General features: G+C 70.5%; 15 protein-coding genes and 1 pseudogene. 8 read left to right on the forward strand and 8 right to left on the reverse strand.

The annotated features are described in order from the left end of the window. Window positions 1–141 precede the first annotated feature (141 nt). The 6 genes from msrA (at window position 142) to GCU60_RS04960 (ending at window position 6,954) form a co-directional block, all read left to right on the forward strand. Window positions 142–654 (forward strand): peptide-methionine (S)-S-oxide reductase MsrA, encoded by a 513-nt coding sequence (gene msrA, locus GCU60_RS20910; protein ID WP_163202792.1) that lies wholly within the window; start codon window positions 142–144, stop codon window positions 652–654. A 274-nt stretch (window positions 655–928) separates the two neighbouring features. After that, the gene (locus tag GCU60_RS04940; protein WP_163202793.1) at window positions 929–1,084 is read left to right on the forward strand and encodes a Zn-dependent oxidoreductase; all 156 of its coding nucleotides are present in this window, start codon (window positions 929–931) and stop codon (window positions 1,082–1,084) included. A 227-nt stretch (window positions 1,085–1,311) separates the two neighbouring features. Further along, window positions 1,312–3,048: a DUF429 domain-containing protein gene (locus tag GCU60_RS04945; protein ID WP_163202794.1), complete on the forward strand. Its 1,737-nt coding sequence runs from the start codon at window positions 1,312–1,314 to the stop codon at window positions 3,046–3,048. Between the two features lie 77 nt (window positions 3,049–3,125). Continuing rightward, window positions 3,126–3,335, forward strand: a complete 210-nt coding sequence (locus GCU60_RS22020; protein ID WP_239520437.1) for a hypothetical protein — start codon at window positions 3,126–3,128, stop codon at window positions 3,333–3,335. Between the two features lie 312 nt (window positions 3,336–3,647). Next, window positions 3,648–4,118 carry a hypothetical protein gene (locus tag GCU60_RS04955; RefSeq protein ID WP_163202795.1) on the forward strand — a complete coding sequence of 157 codons (471 nt, stop codon included), beginning with the start codon at window positions 3,648–3,650 and terminating at the stop codon, window positions 4,116–4,118. A gap of 277 nt (window positions 4,119–4,395) precedes the next feature. Next, on the forward strand, window positions 4,396–6,954 hold the full coding sequence (locus tag GCU60_RS04960; protein WP_163202796.1) for an AAA family ATPase: 2,559 nt from the start codon (window positions 4,396–4,398) through the stop codon (window positions 6,952–6,954). A 183-nt stretch (window positions 6,955–7,137) separates the two neighbouring features. Here GCU60_RS04960 and GCU60_RS04965 read toward each other — a convergent pair whose 3' ends face one another. Next, on the reverse strand, window positions 7,138–7,602 hold the full coding sequence (locus GCU60_RS04965; protein WP_163202797.1) for a LysM peptidoglycan-binding domain-containing protein: 465 nt from the start codon (window positions 7,600–7,602) through the stop codon (window positions 7,138–7,140). Between the two features lie 208 nt (window positions 7,603–7,810). Between GCU60_RS04965 and GCU60_RS04970 the strand changes: the two genes are divergently transcribed. Beyond that, complete coding sequence (locus GCU60_RS04970) at window positions 7,811–8,782, forward strand: quinone oxidoreductase family protein (protein WP_163202798.1); 972 nt, start codon at window positions 7,811–7,813, stop codon at window positions 8,780–8,782. 27 nt (window positions 8,783–8,809) lie between these two features. Here the strand turns inward: GCU60_RS04970 and GCU60_RS21480 are convergent, their stop codons facing one another. The 7 genes and pseudogenes from GCU60_RS21480 to GCU60_RS05000 form a co-directional block, all read right to left on the reverse strand. Further along, entirely contained in the window at window positions 8,810–9,997 is a 1,188-nt protein-coding gene (locus tag GCU60_RS21480) for a PucR family transcriptional regulator (protein WP_345770398.1), read from the reverse strand. 71 nt (window positions 9,998–10,068) lie between these two features. Next, window positions 10,069–10,329 (reverse strand): annotated as a pseudogene (locus GCU60_RS22025) (PucR family transcriptional regulator ligand-binding domain-containing protein); the annotation flags it as partial. Window positions 10,330–10,456: 127 nt separating this feature from the next. Then, the gene (locus GCU60_RS04980; protein ID WP_163202799.1) at window positions 10,457–11,560 is read right to left on the reverse strand and encodes a CoA transferase; all 1,104 of its coding nucleotides are present in this window, start codon (window positions 11,558–11,560) and stop codon (window positions 10,457–10,459) included. Next, window positions 11,557–13,038, reverse strand: a complete 1,482-nt coding sequence (locus tag GCU60_RS04985) for an aldehyde dehydrogenase family protein (RefSeq protein WP_163202800.1) — start codon at window positions 13,036–13,038, stop codon at window positions 11,557–11,559. Before GCU60_RS04985 ends, GCU60_RS04980 begins: the two co-directional genes overlap by 4 nt. A gap of 29 nt (window positions 13,039–13,067) precedes the next feature. Then, window positions 13,068–14,432: a 4-aminobutyrate--2-oxoglutarate transaminase gene (gene gabT, locus GCU60_RS04990; protein WP_163202801.1), complete on the reverse strand. Its 1,365-nt coding sequence runs from the start codon at window positions 14,430–14,432 to the stop codon at window positions 13,068–13,070. Between the two features lie 148 nt (window positions 14,433–14,580). After that, window positions 14,581–16,938 carry a penicillin acylase family protein gene (locus GCU60_RS04995; protein ID WP_204261454.1) on the reverse strand — a complete coding sequence of 786 codons (2,358 nt, stop codon included), beginning with the start codon at window positions 16,936–16,938 and terminating at the stop codon, window positions 14,581–14,583. Between the two features lie 20 nt (window positions 16,939–16,958). Continuing rightward, the gene (locus tag GCU60_RS05000) at window positions 16,959–17,339 is read right to left on the reverse strand and encodes a hypothetical protein (RefSeq protein WP_163202802.1); all 381 of its coding nucleotides are present in this window, start codon (window positions 17,337–17,339) and stop codon (window positions 16,959–16,961) included. Window positions 17,340–17,393: 54 nt separating this feature from the next. On the opposite strand from GCU60_RS05000, the gene GCU60_RS05005 reads away from it, so the two are divergent. Further along, window positions 17,394–17,831, forward strand: a complete 438-nt coding sequence (locus GCU60_RS05005; RefSeq protein ID WP_163202803.1) for a hypothetical protein — start codon at window positions 17,394–17,396, stop codon at window positions 17,829–17,831. Window positions 17,832–17,839 lie beyond the last annotated feature (8 nt).

Below are 17,839 nucleotides of genomic sequence, written 5' to 3' on the forward strand. Positions count from 1 at the left end.
CCCGACGTCCGCTCCGATGCCGACGACCGCGCCCGCTGCGGACCGGCGCCGTGGGCGTCGCCACGCAGCTGCGCACCGAAGGGAAGCACCTGCCCGGGTTGCGGTGTTCACCCGTCGTACTGGACAGAGAGGGAGGCACACGTGACCACTGAGACCGCGATCCTCGCCGGGGGCTGCTTCTGGGGCGCCCAGGACCTGCTGCGCAAGCGCCCGGGAGTGCTCTCCACCCGAGTCGGCTACTCCGGCGGCGACACGCCCAACGCCACCTACCGCAACCACGGTGACCACGCGGAGGCGGTCGAGATCGTCTTCGATCCCGACGTGATCTCGTTCCGCGAGGTGCTCGAGTTCTTCTTCCAGATCCACGACCCCTCGACCCGGGACCGGCAGGGCAACGACGTGGGGCGCAGCTACCGCTCGGCGATCTTCTACCTCAGCGAAGAGCAGAAGCGCGTCGCCGAGGACACGATCGCCGACGTCGACGCCTCGGGGCTGTGGCCGGGCAAGGTCGTGACCGAGGTGACGGCGGCCGGCCCGTTCTGGGAGGCCGAGCCGGAGCACCAGGACTACCTGCAGCGGATCCCCTTCGGGTACACGTGCCACTACGTGCGGCCCGACTGGGTGCTCCCCCGCCGGGAGACCCGGACCGCCTGAGGGTCCGAGGTCCGCGACAGCGGACCCCGCTGCGAGGGGACGCCGACGCCGACGGGTCGCCCATCCCTCGTCGGCTCGGCCCCGACCGTGGGATCGGATGGTGTTCCGCTCGGCGCGGCGTCAGTCGCCGGGTCGACGCCGCCCGACCCTCACCACGGGTCCCGGTTGCCCCGGCTGGTCGGCTCGAGCCTGTGCCGGGACTTCCCCGGGGGTCACCCGGTTCGGATTCGGACGCCGCCGCTGGGGCGCAGATCCTGGCCCCAGCCTCGCAGGCATGCGTGCTGGGCAGATCACCCGCTCCGGCGGTCCCGAGGTCCCCGACGTCGTCGACGTCCCCGAGCCGGGGGCCGGTCCCGGCCAGAAGGCCTACGACGTCTCCACCGCGGGCATGAACTACGCCGACACCCACCACCGGCTGTCCCGGAACTGACCTGGCCGCCTACGGGCGGGCGTCCGGCGGGACGCTGCGCCTGCGGCGCGTCGGTGTCGTCACGGTCCCGCGGAGCTGGTCCATGTCTTCGCGTTCGTCCATCCGGGAAACGGCCGGCCAGTGGAACGGCGCTCATCCGAGCGACCTCGGGCAGGGTCACGCGCACACGCCAGGCCGATCCGACGGGACGAGGCCTGACGAGGTGCGAGGCAGGGCAAGCTGACCCCGTGCATCACATCGGGATCGATCTCGCCTGGGGGCTCAAGCAACCCACCGGCCTCGCCGTGCTGGACGACGCCGGCCGGCTGGTGCACGTCAGCGCGGTGCGCACCGACGAGCAGATCGAGACCGCGCTGGCCCCGTTCACCGCCGGCCCGTGCATCGTGGCGATCGACGCCCCGCTGGTGGTCACCAACGCCACCGGGAACCGGGCCGCCGAGCGGGCGCTCAACGCCGACTTCGCGAAGTTCCAGGCCGGGGCGCACCCGACGAACACCGGCAAACCGGAGTTCACCGATGGTGACACGCGCGGCGGGCGGATCAGCCGGCGCCTGAAGCTGGACCTCGACCCCCGCTCGGGCCGCGACCGCCGGGCGATCGAGGTCTACCCGCACGCCGCGACGGTGGCGCTGTTCCGGCTGGGCCGCACGCTGAAGTACAAGAACAAGCCGGGCCGGACGCTCGAGCAGATGCGCGCGGAGCTGCTGCTGCTCGTCGACCTGCTGGGCGCGGTGGTCGAGCTCGAGCTCGGGGCACCGTTCGCCGCGCTGCGCGAGCAGGTGCAGACCGCCACCCGCAAGAGCGAGCTGCGGGTGGCGGAGGACCAGGTCGACGCCGTGGTGTGCGCCTACGTGGGATGGATCGCCGTCCGGCGCCCGGACGAGGTGACCACCTACGGCGACGCGGCCGGCGGCGCCATCGTGACCCCGACCCTGCCGCCGGACCTGCAGCCCGGCCCCCGGGTCGCCGCCCCCTCACCCGACCCGGTGCAGCAGGCCATCCAGGCGTACGCCGACGGCCGGCCCGAGACCCTGGTGGCCGGGGCGCAGGCGCTCGCGCTCGTCACCGCGGTGCTCGACGACGCCGGGATCAACTACCTGTCGGTGACCGGGCGGACCAAGACCATCGCCTCGTTCGCGGAGAAGGCCGCGCGCACGGTGGACGGCGTGCCTGCCTACCCGGACCCGGCGCGGGACATCACCGACCAGATCGGCGTGCGGGTGATCACCTACGTGCAGAGCGACGTCGAGGCGGTCGCCGACCTGCTGGCCGCGCAGGTGCGGGTGATCGACGACCGCGACATGGGTCGGCGGACCGCGCAGCAGGGTCGGTTCGGTTACTCTAGCCGGCACCTGCTGATCGGCGTGGACCCGGACCGGGCGGCCGAGCTGCCGGAGTTGGTCGGGCGCGTGGTGCAGGTGCAGGTGCGCACGGTGCTGCAGCACGCGTGGGCCGAGTTCGAGCACGACATCCGCTACAAGGGCACGGTGCCGGACGAGCACGCCTCCGAGTTCGACCGCCGGTTCACCCTGGCCGCCGGGCTGCTGGAGCTGGCCGACAAGGAATTCACCGCGATCCGCGAGCGCCTCCGGGCACCAGTTCCCGGCGACGAGGCCGAGGACACCGACCCCGACGATCCTCGGATCGCGCCCCGGGAGCTGGCTGCGTTCCTGGCCGGGCAGTACGCCGACGCCGGCTGGTCGCGCCCGGACCACTACACCTGGATCTCCGGTCTGCTGCTCGAACTGGGCGTGACGAGCCTGGTGGAGCTGGGCGACGTGCTGCGCGGCGCCGACGACAGCGGCATCACCGCCCGGATGGACTACCGCTATCCCCCGGGTGCCGTGCGCCGGCTGGACGACACGCTGCTGGCCGGCTTCGGGCAGCGGTACGTGGACCTGCACGGCAACGCCGACCGGCGGACCGCGCTGACCACCCGGCTGCAGCGGCTCGCCGGCGGCTGACCCGCGGCCGAGCACCCGGCGACCGGCGGGGCTGGCCGGAACGACGCTCGGGCGTGAGCAGGTCATAGCCTCACCGCATGCGTGCTGTGCAGATCACCCGCTTCGGCGGCCCCGAGGTCCTCGACGTCGTCGACGTCCCCGAGCCGGAGGCCGGTCCCGGCCAGAAGGTCTACGACGTCTCCACCGCCGGCTTCCTCAGCAGCCTCAGCCGTGCCGCGACCAAGCCACCCTGTCCGCCTCTTGCGCCCCGCCACCGGGCAGCGGCCCCTGGCATTTCCGATGCGTGAGTTGCTGCGCCGCCGGCCGGCCGGCTGCTGGCCGTACGGGAGCACGGCAGCAAACGCTGCTGTCGACCGCGCCGCGCCGACGGCAGGTTGCCCGGGCCGCCGACCGCGTCGCCCGCCACAACGGGCCACCGACGAACAGTTTGCCCGAAGCGCTCAAGGCACTTGATAGCAAGAGCCTTCGGAGTGTCCGTAGAGACTAGACCCTCGCCGCAACATGAGAATGGAGATGCGTTGCCACCCACATATGACCCGAATGACTGGGTAAGGACCGACGTCGAAGGTCTTCCTGCCGTGCCACGACAAGCTCAACGAGTGTTCTTCGGTGAACTGATCGTCCGCGACCAAGAGACGCGCAACTACTTCTCGCGACAGGTCCACGAGCGGACCGATATCGCGAAGATGATGGTCGCCTCAGACCTCGTCTGGGTACGAACTGACGAGTGGACCGGACTCGCCGGGTGGTCGATTATCGCAGGAATGGCCTGGGAGGCTGCCGCAGACCTTCCGGCGGAAGCGTCCATACCAGCGGGTGTCGTTACTGGCGCTCTGGCTCAGTTCAAGCGATTCGTCCCCCTTAGCCGAGAACAGCGCGACGTCATTATTGCTTGGCGCGTTTGGTTGGGCCACAAGAGCATCTACACCACGACTGTCGACGCGGACGGAATCGCCGAGATCGACAAGCGGCGGGCAATAAGGTCAAGCACGATCGACGACGTACTGTACGAACTGAGGAAGAAGGGCATTGTGGATGAGAAACCCAGCGGGTGGCACGTCGTAAAATGAAGCAATAGTGACTGCTATTGGAATGCGTCGACTTGCGCTACTGGCCGCAGACATCAGTTCCCGGCTGACGCAACCCACACCGGCCGGCATGACCGACCCCAGTTGAGCCCGCTCCGACCGCCGCACCTCGCCACCGATAGCTCGGCCGCCAACGACCCAAGGTGCTGTGGGCCGAACGCCTACCCGGCTCCAGTGGGCGCGAGTCCAAGAGGTCGACCGGGCCGGCCGACGGCTTACCAGGTTTGCTACTGAGTGCTACCTTCCAGTCTTCACTGTCGTGGAGGCTACCTTGCGCGTTCGCACGCTTTACGTACGTTTCTTCAGAAGCTTCAACTTCGACTATGAGAGAAAGTTCCACCCAGACGCAGACATCCGTCCGTGGGAAAATTACGAAGGATCCCACTACCCGCACGTCTCAGTTCGGCTCGACCCAGACGTGACAGCCATCGTAGGTGCCAACGAGTCGGGTAAGAGCCAACTTCTTGATGCGCTCGAGATACTGATCAGCGGTACCGAGCTTAAGCGGCAGGACTTTTGCCGCTACTCGGCGCTATTCTCGGTCGAGCGGGGCGAGCTTCGCACGCCGGAAGTGGGCGGGAAGTTTGCATGCACTACGAGTGACGAGGAGGCTGCATTGCAGAATGCAGGTATTCCTCTAGAGTCCCCCGAGTTCTACTATTTTCGACCGGGCACGAAGACGCCCTATTTCTTGGGAAGCAAGAAGTCAGTACCACACGAACTAACTCCGGCACAGGTTTCCACCCTCTCCTCCCTCTTCCCTCGCGTTTACCGCCTCGAGACTGAGGTGGCCCTACCCAACTCCATTCCTATCGCCGAACTGGCTGGGCGTGAGATCGGGCCATTGTCAGACCGGAAGCGTCGCGCCGGGGCTATGGCGATTCTTGACCGGGCATGGACTGCCGCCTCCGAGTTGTCCCCACATCTTCCGGATCTTTACTCGACCATCACGTCAACGATCGACGCTACCGAAGCTGCCGAGACGGGGCTAGCAAAACAATTACTGCTGGACGTGGCCCAGATTGAACCGGTCTACTTCGCCGACCTGATGGACGCCATGGACGACGGCAGAGACGGGCAAGCGAATGGCATAATCGAACGCATGAACTCCAGTCTCGCGCGGCACCTGAATCTCCGGCGGTGGTGGGCGCAGGACAAAGAGTTCAAGCTGCGCTTAACGTCACGCGAGCGCGACCTCGTCTTCACCATCAGCGATAGAACTGGGACAGACTACTCCTTCAAGGAAAGATCTAGAGGTCTTCGCTACTTTCTTAGCTACTACGTACAACTGAAGGCGCACTACAGCTCCGTGAGTCGCCCCGAGATTCTTCTCATGGATGAACCAGACGCGTACCTGTCTAGTGCCGGTCAGCGAGACCTACTCCGCATTCTCGAAGACTTTGCACTGCCGGAGGACGGATCAACACCCAATCAGGTCGTTTACGTGACTCATAGTCCTTTCTTGCTTAATCGCAATGCTGGCCAGCGCATTCGGGTTCTAGACAAGGGCAACGAGGATGAGGGTACGCGCGTCGTCCATGATGCAACCCGTAATCACTACGAACCCCTGCGATCATCCCTGGGGGCTTACGTAGCGGAGACAGCATTCATTGGAGGGTCCAACTTGTTCGTGGAGGGCCTCGCCGACCAAGTGATACTTTCTGGCACGTCGGTGCACCTACGAGCCACCGGCTCGGCGCCCAGCGGCACCTTGGACCTAAATAGTGTGACCATTGTTCCGGCGGGATCGGCGGACAGCATCCCATATCTCGTCTACCTGGCTCGCGGACGGGACCAGTACAAGCCGCCCTGTGTTGCACTACTCGACGGCGACCAGGCCGGGATTCAGGCCGAAAAGAAATTGCGGCGAGGCGAAGCCTCCAATAAGAGGGTTCTGTTGGACGAAAACATCGTTCGACTGGATATATGGGGCGCGAGTCAATCGATCCTCGAACTGGAACCAGGGATCGAGCTGCGCGAGACGGAGGATATGATCCCGGCCGAGATCGCGACCAGCTCGGCTCGTTATTATGCGAACGAGATTCTCGAGCCGTTCAATTCTACCGCCTTCGATGAAGTCTTCACGGTGCAACGGCTCCGAACCGAGATTCCGCTACGCGGTGGCTCCATGTGGGACGCCGTAGAGGCGCTATTTGAGCGAGCCACTGGTGGCGGGCATATCGACAAGGTCGGTTTCGCCAAGGCGGTAGTTGCACAAATGGAGCATGCGCGCCGAGTGGGCCTCGATAAGGTTCCAGCAGTGAATGCTTTGTCAGTAAACTTCAGCGCGTTGCTGAGCGACCTAAGTCGACGACTACGATTCGCGGAGACATACGAGGAGCGACAGCGTCGAGACAACCGTCTTCGCCGCGTCGTTAAGGGTTTCCTTGACGACTATACAGATGCTCCAAGCCGGGATACCGCCCTCTCTTTTCTCGAGCAGGTGGAGTCGGCTTTAGACGACAGCGACGCGAGCGACACACCTCGGGCGCTTGTGGCGAAACTGCGTCGGCAATTCGAGTTGACTAGTGAGCCACTGGAACCGGTACACCAGTACAGCAAGTTCAGGGACGAGTTGCAGGGTCTCCTTTACCAGGAGCGGCTCGAAGATCAGGCGCGCGCGGATCACGCCTTGGTCAACACCCTCGCAGCCGTGACTACTGATGGCGGAGCGACGCAGGCGACCGGGAAGCCCAGACGCTCGCGGCGAGCTCAGGGCCCTGGAGAAGCGACCCAGACGGCATCTCAAGCCCCCCGTCGGAAGAAGCCAGCCGGACAGCGTGAGACAGGGCCGACGGACTCGCCTGGCGCGGAGTGACACCGCTACTGCAAGTGGCGGGCACCCAACACTGTCGCCGTGCGGCTCACGTCGAGCGTTTCCCAGGCGCGCGGCGACGAGGCATTACGGAGCCGAGCGCCGCGTCTCCCGGCCTGACCAGCCGGCCAGCGGAATGCCGCTCGGGGTGCGATGGCCAGGCAGCCACCACACCCCGAGCGACGCTCACACGGGAACGCGCAGCAGTTGACCTACCTGGATGACATCGGGGTTGGCCAGGCTATTGGCGGCCACAATCCGTTCTACGGCGGACCCCAGGCGGTCTGCGATCGAAGTTAGCGTGTCGCCGGCCGCGACCTGGTGCGGGATGTAGCCAGTGGCGCCGGGGATGCTGATCACCGGCACGCTGACAGTGTCCAGCCCGTCGCTCTGACCCGACGGGTCGTCACCGAAGAGCTCGAAAGTGGCAGGACCCAGGTAGTCCGTCCCCACGGTCGCTTCATGAACGAAGGCTTCGACCGTCCCCATGGAGCCAGCTTGGAACCAGTCGCTCGCGACGACGGAACCGTCGGCGACGAGCCGCCAGCCGTAGCTTGCCTCGAAGGCAGTCCCAGTCGCCGCGATGGCCAGTCGTTGACCGACGAGATCACCGACGACCGGCTGGCGGACGGATATGCCGTATGGATTCATTGACCTGTCCCCTTGCGCTGAGCGCCGACCATGAAGTTGACGCCGTCGATTCGAACCTTCGCGACGACCATGGCACCGAGCACTGACACTTTCGGGATGTCGACGAGCCACGTGGGGACATAGCTGGTGCGCGCTTGACCGGAAGGCTGCTCAGGGCGTTGGACTCAACCGTCCGCCGCCCGAGGGACGAGGCCCTAGCCTGACCTGCATGCGCGCTGTCCAGATCACCCGCTTCGGAGGACCCGAAGTCCTCGACGTCGTCGATCTCCCTGACCCCGTCCCCGGTGAGGGCCAGAAGGTCTACGACGTCTCCACCGCCGGCGTGAACTACGCCGACACCCACCAGATCGAGAACAGCTATCTCGCCGCCCAGCAGCTGCCGCTGATCCCGGGCGCGGAGTTCGTCGGCACCCCGGTCGGTGGCGGCCAGCGCGTCGTCGGCCTGCTCGACGGCGGCGGCTACGCCGAGAAGGTCGTCGCGAACGACGTCCTCACCTGGGCGGTGCCCGACGGCGTCAGCGACGAGCAGGCGCTGGCCACGGTTCTGCAGGGCTCGACCGCCTGGCACCTGCTGCGCACCAGCGCGCACCTGGCCGAGGGCGAGTCCGTCGTCGTCATCGCCGGCGCCGGCGGCGTCGGCTCGCTGGCCGTGCAGCTCGCCCGCCGCTGGGGCGCCGGCCGGGTGATCGCCACCGCCTCGAGCCCGGAGAAGCGGGCACTGGCCGAGGAGCTCGGCGCGCACGCCACCGTCGACCCGGCACTGGCCGACGACGACCCGAAGCAGTTCACCGGCGCGCTGCGCGAGGCCAACGGCGGCAAGCCGGTGGACATCGTGCTCGAGATGACCGGCGGCAACGTCTTCAGCGGCTCGCTGTCCGCGCTCGCCCCGTTCGGCCGGCTGGTCACCTACGGCATGGCCGCACGGCAGGAGACGCCGTCGGTCCCGCCGGGCATGCTCATGCAGAAGAGCCGCGCGGTCATCGGCTTCTGGCTGGCCCACTGCATGGCCCGTCCGCAGATGATGGACGCCGCGATGAACGACCTGCTGGCCATGGTCGACGCCGGCGAGCTGAAGCCCGTCGTCGGCGGCCGCTACCCGATGTCCAACGTCAAGGACGCCCACCAGGACCTGCTGGCCCGCCGCACCACCGGCAAGCTCGTCCTCGACCCCGCGCGCTGAGCGTCCCGGGGGCTGTCGCGCGTCCGCTCAGGAACGAAGCCGCGACAGCTCCCGGGCCTTCACGGCCAGCCACAGCTCCGCGCGCACGTGCGCGGACTCGAGGTCCTTGCCCAGCAGCGACTCCGCCCTGCTGATCCGGTTCCGGACGGTGTGCCGGTGGACGCCCAGTGCCACCGCCGCGGTCTCCCACTGGCCGTTGTGCGCCAGGAACGCCTCGAGCGTGGCCACGAGTTCGCCGCCGCGCGCGGCGTCGTACTCGTCGAGCGGCCGGAGCGCCGCCGAGGCGACGGCGCTGAGCGCCTCCTGGCTCTGCCCGCCCAGCAGGACGTCGTAGGTCCCGAGCTCGTCGAACCGGTTCAGGGCCCGCCCGCTGGTCCGGCTCACCCGCGCGGCCGCCTCGGCCTGACGCCGGCTGACCGCCGCGCGGCCGAGCGGCACCGGGCCGCCCAGCCCGGCACTGACACCGCGCCGCAGACCCGCCCGCAGCGCCGACTGGATGCGCTCGGGCAGCCCGGCGTCCGCCTGCGCGGGGAGCAGCACGGTCACCGTGTCCTCCTCGGCCGCGCTCAGGTGCGGCACCCCGGCGCTGCCCAGCGCCTCCGCCAGCACGCGATCGGCGGTGAGCACGGAGCCGGTCTCGGTCAGCACGAGGACGACGACCTCGCCGTCCGGTGCGAATCCGAAGTGGCGGAGCTGCCCGAGGTCGTCGTCCAGGACCCCGGACAGCAGCGCCTCCAGCAGACGGGCCTGCAGCCGGCGCTCCACGGTCACCAGCTCGGCCGGCTTCTCCAGCTCGATCGAGATGAGCGAGACGGCGTGGCTGACCAGCAGCCGCTGCGTCGAGGTGAGCGGCGCCGGCGTCGCCACCAGGATCCGCCCCAGCCGCACCGTGCTCACGCCCAGCGCCTGGCTGGTCAGGCACCCGGTCGCGTCGACGTGCACGCCGTTGGCCCCGGAGCGCCGGGCGCGCGCGAGCAGCGCCTGCTGGCGCTGCGCCACCTGGCGCCCGGCGGATGCCAGGACGTGCTCGCGGACGTCGAGGACCAGCACGTCCGCGCCGAGCGTGACCGCCAGCGCATCGACGAGTGCCGGGATACCGCCCTCCAGCGTCGCCCGGGCATGCCGCTGCTGCTGGTCCACCACCCGCTTGGCCGCGGCCTCGTCGTCGGCGGCCAGCGCCTCGGCGACGGCCCGGCCGATCGCGATGAACGGCACCTGCGCGTCGACGGCCAGGACCGGGAGGTCCAGCCGATCGGCCTCGGCGACCAGCTCCTCGGGAACGACGTGTGGCGGGTGCCGGTGTCCAGCGCGAGGGCGGTGACACCCCGGGCGTGCAGCCGCCGCACGTAGGCACGCTGCTCGGCGGGGTCCGCCGACAGGCGCAGGCCCGTCGTCATCACCAGCTCCCCGCCGCCGAGCCAGGGAGTGGGGTCCTCCAGCTCGATGGCGTGCGCCCAGGTGATCGGACGGTCGGCGCCGCGCGCCCCGGCGACCAGCGTGAGCCCCAGCCGGCGGTCGGTGAGCAGCCGGCCGACGGTCACCGCCATGTCGCCTCCCGTTGGACGCCGTGGCCACTGTCCGCGGCCGACCGGGACACAGCGTAGAGCCGCAGATGGCCGGGGACGGCGCACTCCGCGACAGCGGACCTGATCGGGCGACCGGGGCGCGGCGGAGTCAGGACCCGAGCGCGGGCGGCGGGAGGCGGTACGTCGCCGGCGTGGCCGACATCCGCACCGGGTGCGCCGTTCCGGGCACCGGCGAGCCGGGGACCGTCACGGTCGGCTCCAGCCCCAGCCGGGCGGCGAGCGCGAACGCGTCCGCGAGGTCGTTGATCGGACCGGCCGGCACGCCCGCGGCGGTCAGCCGGTCGAACCACTCGTCCGCCCCGGCCCGCTGCAGCAGACCGCTCAGCTCGTCGGCCAGCGCGGCGCGGTGCTGCACGCGCGTCGTGTTCGTCGCGAACCGGTCGTCCGTCGCCAGCTCCGGCGCACCGAGGACGGCGGCCAGCGCGGCGAACTGCCGGTCGTTGCCGACCGCGAGGACCAGCGGGCGGTCGGCGGTCGGGAACACCTCGTACGGGGCGATGCTCGGGTGCCGGTTGCCCATGATGGTGGGCACCACCCCGGCACCGAGGTAGCCGCTGGACTGGTTGGTGAGCGCCGACAGCAGGCTGCTCAGCAGGTTGACCTCGACGTGCTGCCCCTGGCCGGTCCGCTCGCGGTGCCGCAGCGCCGCGAGGATCCCGACGCCCGCGTGCAGCCCGGTGATGACGTCGACCAGGGCCACGCCCACCTTGGTCGGCTCGCCGGGGTGCGGACCGGTGATGCTCATCAGTCCCCCGACGGCCTGCACCAGCAGGTCGTAGCCCGGCATCGCGGCGCCGTCACCGCTGCCGAACCCGGTGATCGAGCAGTAGACGAGCTCCGGGCGCTCCGCCAGCAACGTCTCCGGCCCCAGCCCCAGCCGCGCCATCGACCCGGTGCGGAAGTTCTCCACCACCACGTCCGCCCGGGAGACCAGCTCGCGGGCCGCCCAGGCCCCTTCGGGCGTCCGCAGGTCGAGCGAGACGGAGCGCTTGTTGCGGTTGACCCCGGCGAAGTACGTGGCCGTCCCGTCCGGTCCGAACGGCGGCCCCCAGGCGCGGGTGTCGTCACCGGAGGGGTGCTCCACCTTGACCACCTCGGCGCCGAGGTCGCCCAGCAGCATGGTGACGTACGGGCCCGCCAGCACCCGGCTGAAGTCGGCGATGAGCAGCGAGTCCAGCGCTCCCGGCGTCACGCCGGGCCACCACCGCGCAGGTAGACCGTCGTGGTGTGCGTGAAGAACTCGCGCGAGGCCCGCCCCTGCTCCTTGGGTCCGTAGCCGCTCTGCTTCGTCCCGCCGAAGGGCACGTGCGGGTCGGCGCCGGCCGTCTCGGAGTTCACGTGCAGCATGCCGACGTCGATCTCGTCGACGGCGTCCAGCGCCCGCGCCAGGTCGTTGGTGAAGACCGCGGCGGACAGGCCGAAGGCGCTGTCGTTGGCCAGCTCGAACGCCTCGGCGGTGTCGCGGGCCCGCACGACCCCGACGACGGGACCGAACAGCTCCTCCCGCCACAGCTCCAGGTCGGTCGACGGCAGCTCGAGCACCGTGGGTGCCATGAACCAGCCGTCGGCGAGCGAGCCGCCGGGGAACGCGCTGCCGCCGGCCAGCGGAACCGCCCCCTGGGCCAGCGCCGCCTCGACGCCGGAGTGCACGGTGGCGCGCGCGTCGGCGCTGACCAGCGGGCCCATCTGCGTCCCCTCGGCCACCGCGTCCCCGACCACGAGCGACCGGGCGCGGCGCGCGAAGGCGTCGACGAAGGCGTCGGCGATCCCGTCGGTGACGATGAGCCGGGACGTCGCGGTGCACTTCTGGCCGGTCGACCGGAAGGCGCCGAGCAGCACCTGCTCCACCGCCAGGTCGAGGTCGGCGTCGTCCAGCACGACGGCGGCGTTCTTGCCGCCCATCTCGGCCTGGATCGGCACCCCGCGGGCCGCACAGGCGGCCGCGATGGAGCGGCCGACGCCGGTCGAGCCGGTGAAGGTGACGGCGTGCACGCCGGGATGGTCGACGAGGTGCCCGCCCGTCGCGCCGCCGCCGAGAACCAGGTTGAGCACCCCCGGAGGCAACCCGGCGTCGTGCAGCGCCTGCGCCAGGCGGAGCGCCAGAACCGGCACGAGGCTCGCCGGCTTCCAGACGACGGTGTTGCCGTACGACAGCGCCGGGGCGATCTTCCAGGCCGGGATCGCGATCGGGAAGTTGAACGGCGTGATGACGGCGACGACGCCGACCGGGCGCCGGGTCACCAGGATCCGCTCCCCACGGCGCGGCGACGCGTACGTCTCCCCCGCCTCGCGGTCGGCCTCACCCGCGAAGAAGCGCAGGATCTGCGCCGCCCGGAGCACCTCCCCGATGCCCTCGGGCCGGGTCTTGCCCTCCTCCGCGGCCAGCTCGTGCCCCCACGTCTGGGCGTTCTGCTCCACGATCGCCGCCGCCCGGGAGAGCACACCGGCCCGCTCGTGGTGCGGCGTGCGCCGCCAGGAGGCGGCCGCGCGGGTGGCGGCGGCGACGGCCTGGTCCACCTCGTCGGTGCCCGCGAGGGCGCCGGTGCCGACCGCCTGGTCGGGGCGGGACGGGTTGGTGGACACCAGGTCCTCCCCGTGCCCGTCCTGCCACCGGCCGTCGATGAGGTTCTGCAGCGCGACCGTTGGCGTGGGGGTGGTGGTGGCGGTCAAGGTTCCGGCTCCCGGGTCCGTCGTCGGCGTCAGAGGGCGGCGAAGGCCTCGGACAGGATGTCCAGGCCCTCCGCCAGCAGGTGGTCGGGCATAACCAGCGGCGGCAGGAAGCGCAGCACGTTGCCGTAGGTGCCGGCGGTGAGCACCAGCAGCCCGCGCTCCTGGCAGTACTTCACGACGGCGGCGACGGCGGCCGGGTCGGGCTCGGTCGTACCGGGGCGGACGAGCTCCACCGCGATCATCGCGCCGCGGCCCCGGACGTCGCCGACGACAGGCGAGGAGGCGGCGATCTCGCGCAGCCGGCCGAGGAAGGCGGTGCCGATCTGGCGGGCCCGCTCGACCAGCCCCTCCTGCTCGATCGACTCGATCACGCCGAGGGCGGCCGCGCAGGACACCGGGTTGCCGCTGTAGGTGCCGCCGATCCCGCCGGGGTGCACGGTGTCCATGATCTCGGCCCGACCCGTGACGGCGGCCAGCGGGAGACCGCCGGCCAGCCCCTTCGCGGTGGTGATCAGGTCCGGGACGACGCCCTCGTGCTCGCAGGCGAACATGTCGCCGGTGCGGGCGAAGCCGGTCTGCACCTCGTCGGCGACGAAGAGGATCCCGCGCTCGCGGCAGAGCTCCGCGACGGCCGGGAAGAAGCCGGGCGAGGGGACGATGAAGCCGCCCTCCCCCTGGATGGGCTCCAGCACCACGCAGGCGATCTGGTCGGCGCCCACCTGCACGTCGATGAGGTCGCGCAGCGCGGCGAGGGCGTCGGCGGTGGCCCGCTCGGCACCACCGGGCGCGCGGTAGGGGTAGGCCATCGGCGAGCGGTAGACCTCGCCGGCCAGCGGACCGAAGCCCTTCTTGTAGGGCGTGTTCTTCGCCGTCATGGCCATCGTGAGCATGCTGCGGCCGTGGTATGCGTGGTCGAAGACGACCACGCCGGTCCGGCCGGTGGCCATCCGGGCGTACTTCACGGCGTTCTCCAGCGCCTCGGCGCCGGTGTTGAACAGCGCCGTCCGCTTCTCGTGGTCGCCGGGCGTCAGCCGGTTGAGCGCCTCGCACACCTCGACGTAGCCCTCGTAGGGGTTCACCAGGAAGCAGGTGTGGGTGAACTGCTGGAGCTGCTCCGTGGCCCGCGCGACGACCCGCGCCGCGCTGTTCCCGACGCTGGTCACCGCGATGCCGCTGCCGAAGTCGATGAAGCTGTTGCCGTCGACGTCGACGAGGACGCCACCGCCACCGGCCGCCGCGAAGACGGGCTGGGCGCTGGTGAGGCCGGCGGGGAGGGCCGCGGCGCGGCGCGCGGCCAGTTCGCGGCTGCGCGGGCCGGGGATCTCGGTGACCAGCCGGCGCACCTGCTCCAGCTCGGGTCCACCCACGGCAACTGCCTGCTCGACGACGCTCACGGTTCCTCCTCGATGTGCGGTGCTCGAACGGTAGGCGCGGGTTCCGTTGCCGGGTGATGGACGGCGCGTCCAGCGCGCCCGGCCCGGCTGGACGGGATGTCGAGGAGCGGCGGCGCCATGGCGGCGTGCGGGCTCCTCCGTCGGCGGGTCACTCCTGCGGGTCCGGCTCGGGTGCGGGGACCAGCACGATGCGGTGCCCGAGGTGCTCCAGCACCCGCTCCCGGCTGTAGAGCAGCGGGAACGACTCGTCCCGTCCCCACGGGCCGAGGAGGTCCTGGTAGTGCTCGCTCGTGGGCACGCCGGACTGGCCCGGCGAGTTCATCGCCACGCTGTCGTCCCAGCCGCCGACGTCGACGACCAGCCGGAAGCTCGCCCCCACGGTCTGGGTGAAGTGCCGGTCGTAGGTGCAGCAGCCGACCGTGTCACCGCTGCCGCCGCGGGGCACCGTCTCGAGTTCGCTCCAGGCGGCGTGCTCGGGACCGAGCAGGTCGGCCTGCGGGTGGCGCAGCCGGGCACGGTGCACCGCGCCCCACTCCCACGCCGCCGGGTCCTCCCCCAGCAGTTCCCGCACCTCGCCCCACGCCGACGCGAGCGAGCGCGCCAGCACGTCGGCGAGGACCCGGTCCGGGTCCGGCCCGAGCCGGTCGCCCGGACGCAGCAGCAGGTCCAGGTCCACCCGGCAGTCCGCCGAGGTGTCCTCGACCGGCGAGATCCGCGCCAGCGCCTCCGCCCGCCGGTCCTCCGGCAGCAGCCGGGCCAGCGCCGCGCCCAGCAGGCCCGGACGCAGGTGCCGGCGGTACCAGATCTCGAACAGCGCGGCCGCCGCCGACCGGGGCCCCTCCTCGCCGTCCCAGCCCAGCAGCAGGTCCAGGGCTCGCTGCACGACGTCCTCGCTGCTGGACGGCACCAGCCGCGCCAGCTCGGCCACGATGCGCCGGGCCGGCACGCTCACGTAGTCGGTCTGCAGCTCCACGCAGTCCTGCACCGACCAGGCGTCCCGCGAACCGAGCCGCTCGGCGATGCGCTCGTGGCGCACGGCCGCGTACCAGTCGTAGCTGACCGTCCGCTCCGCGTTGGGGTGGTCGGCCGGCAGGTTCATCTCGTTGGCGGTGGCGAACCAGCCTTCCTCGGGGTTCCTCGCCGAGGGCAGCTGGTCACCGTCGTAGAAGCCGTCCCACTCGTACCTGCCGTCGCCGGGCACCGGCAGGGTGCCGTCCCAGTTCGGCCGGACCGGGACGAGCCCGGCGGGCTGCCAGCCGATCGTGCCGTCCGGTGCGGCGTAGATCTGGTTCTCCCCGGGGGCACCCCAGCGGTTCATCGCGGTGACGAACGCGTCCGGGTCCGGCGCGCCCATGTAGTCCATGCTGCCGAGGTAGGGCGCCATGCCCGGCTGCAGCCAGGCCGCCCGGACGGCGAAGGCCGTGTGCCGGTCGGGATCCTCGAACACGACCGGGCCATGCTGGGTGAACACCAGCTCCACCGGCTGCTCGTCGTCGGGGCCCGATCGCACCGTCTCGCGCACCACGCGCATGCGGGACCAGCCGCCGTCGTACCAGTACTCCCGCGGGTCGTCCGGGTTGGTGCGGTAGACGTAGAGGTCCTCCTGGTCGATCGCGAAGATCGTCAGCCCGAAGGCGATCCGGCCGTTGTGACCGATGGAGATCCCCGGCAGGGCCGGCTCTCCCCCGCCGATGACGTCCAGGCCGGGTGCGGACAGGTGGGCCAGGTAGCGCAGCGCCGGCAGGGTCAGCGCGCGGTGCGGGTCGTTGGCCAGGATCGGCCGCCCCGTCGCCGTCCGGGACGCGGCCAGCACCCAGTTGTTGCTGCCCTCCGGGTCGTACCGCGGGCCGGGGTCCGCGACGACCTCCGAGAGCACCGGCGGGGTCGTGGCCAGCCGGTAGACGCGCAGCACGTCGTCCGGGATCAGCGAGAGGTCCAGGCCGTCGGGGACGACGAGCGGTGCGGCGGGCTCGCGCACCCGGCGCAGCTCCTCCACCTCGGGGCCGAAGTCGCGCAGCGTGCGGGCGCGCGCCACCTCCTGCTCCAGGTTGTAGAACAGCCCGTGGCTGCGGATCCGCGCGACGTCGGCCGGCTCCCACAGTGCGGGCAGGTAGCCGAGCTCGACGAACTCGGGCGGCAGGTGGGCCGGATCCGCCCGCGCCAGGCGCACGAACGCGTTGATCCCGGCGACGAAGGCGCTGACGACCCGCTTGGTGTCCGAGCCGTAGGAGAGCCACTCCGCGCGCATGTCCCCCCGGTAGAGGAACAGCCGCGCGGCACGGTCGCGCTCCACGTGCTCGGCGCCGAAGACCTCGGACAGCTGCCCGAGACCGCGGCGGCGCCACAGATCGATCTGGAACAGCCGGTCCCGGGCGGCGTTGAAGCCCTGCGCCAGGAAGACGTCGTCCCGCGAGCCGGCGTACAGGTGCGGGACGCCCCACTCGTCGACGAGGATCTCCACCGGCTCGGACAGGCCGGGGACCGGGTACTCCACGCCGTCGGCCACGTCTGGTGCTCCTGCCGTGCTCAGTCGTCGGTCCACACGTCGTAGATGTCGCTCAGCGCGGCGAACCACACGCCGTCGTGCCCCGCCATGTGCTCCAGCAGCCGCTCGAGCATGAGGATGTGGTGCGCCCGGCCGATCGTCTGCGGGTGCACGGTGAGGGCCAGCACGGCGTTCGGGACCCGCTCGTAGGCGTAGTCGAAGTGGTCCTTCCAGCGCTGGAACAGCACCTCGGTCGACCCCAGCCCCGGGCTCACCCGGGGTACGTACTCCGTGGGCGGGAAGTCGTCGAGGAACCAGGAGACCGGGAACTCCAGCAGCCGGCTCGGCGGGCCGAAGACGTTCCCCTCCTCCCAGCGGACCTCCACCGGACGCGGGTGGTACGGCTCGAAGTCCCGACCCATCAGGGAGGAGTCCCAGTCGAAGCCGTTCCCGCGTCGCTACCCCAGAGGTCATCCATGTCGCTCCTCCCGGTCGAGCACCTCCGCCGCTACTACGACGGGCTGGTGGCTGACGAACCGGACGCCAAGCGCCACGCGCTCTCCCTGTGGAGCGACGACTGCACCCTGCACGTGCCCGGCAACAACGTCTTCTCCGGGGCGCACCACCGCGCCAAGGAGTGGATGGCATCGGACTACCTCCCCACCCTCGCCACGCTGGGCACGGTGCGGCAGAAGGAGGAGTACTTCAGCCTGGTGGGCGACGAGCGGTTCGGGCTCAGCCACTACCGCGAGACCTTCGCGCTGCCCCGGTTCGGCGTTACGCTCGCGGCCCTGCGCCACGCGTTGTACGAGTTCGAGGACGACCGCATCGTGTCCATCCGGCTGTTCGAGGAGAACCCGGCCGAGGCCGACGACTTCTTCAACACCTACTTCCCGGTGACGACGGTCGACTGACGGCCCGC

Source organism: Blastococcus saxobsidens, assembly GCF_010682065.1.
Classification (GTDB): Bacteria; Actinomycetota; Actinomycetes; order Mycobacteriales; family Geodermatophilaceae; genus Blastococcus; species Blastococcus saxobsidens_B.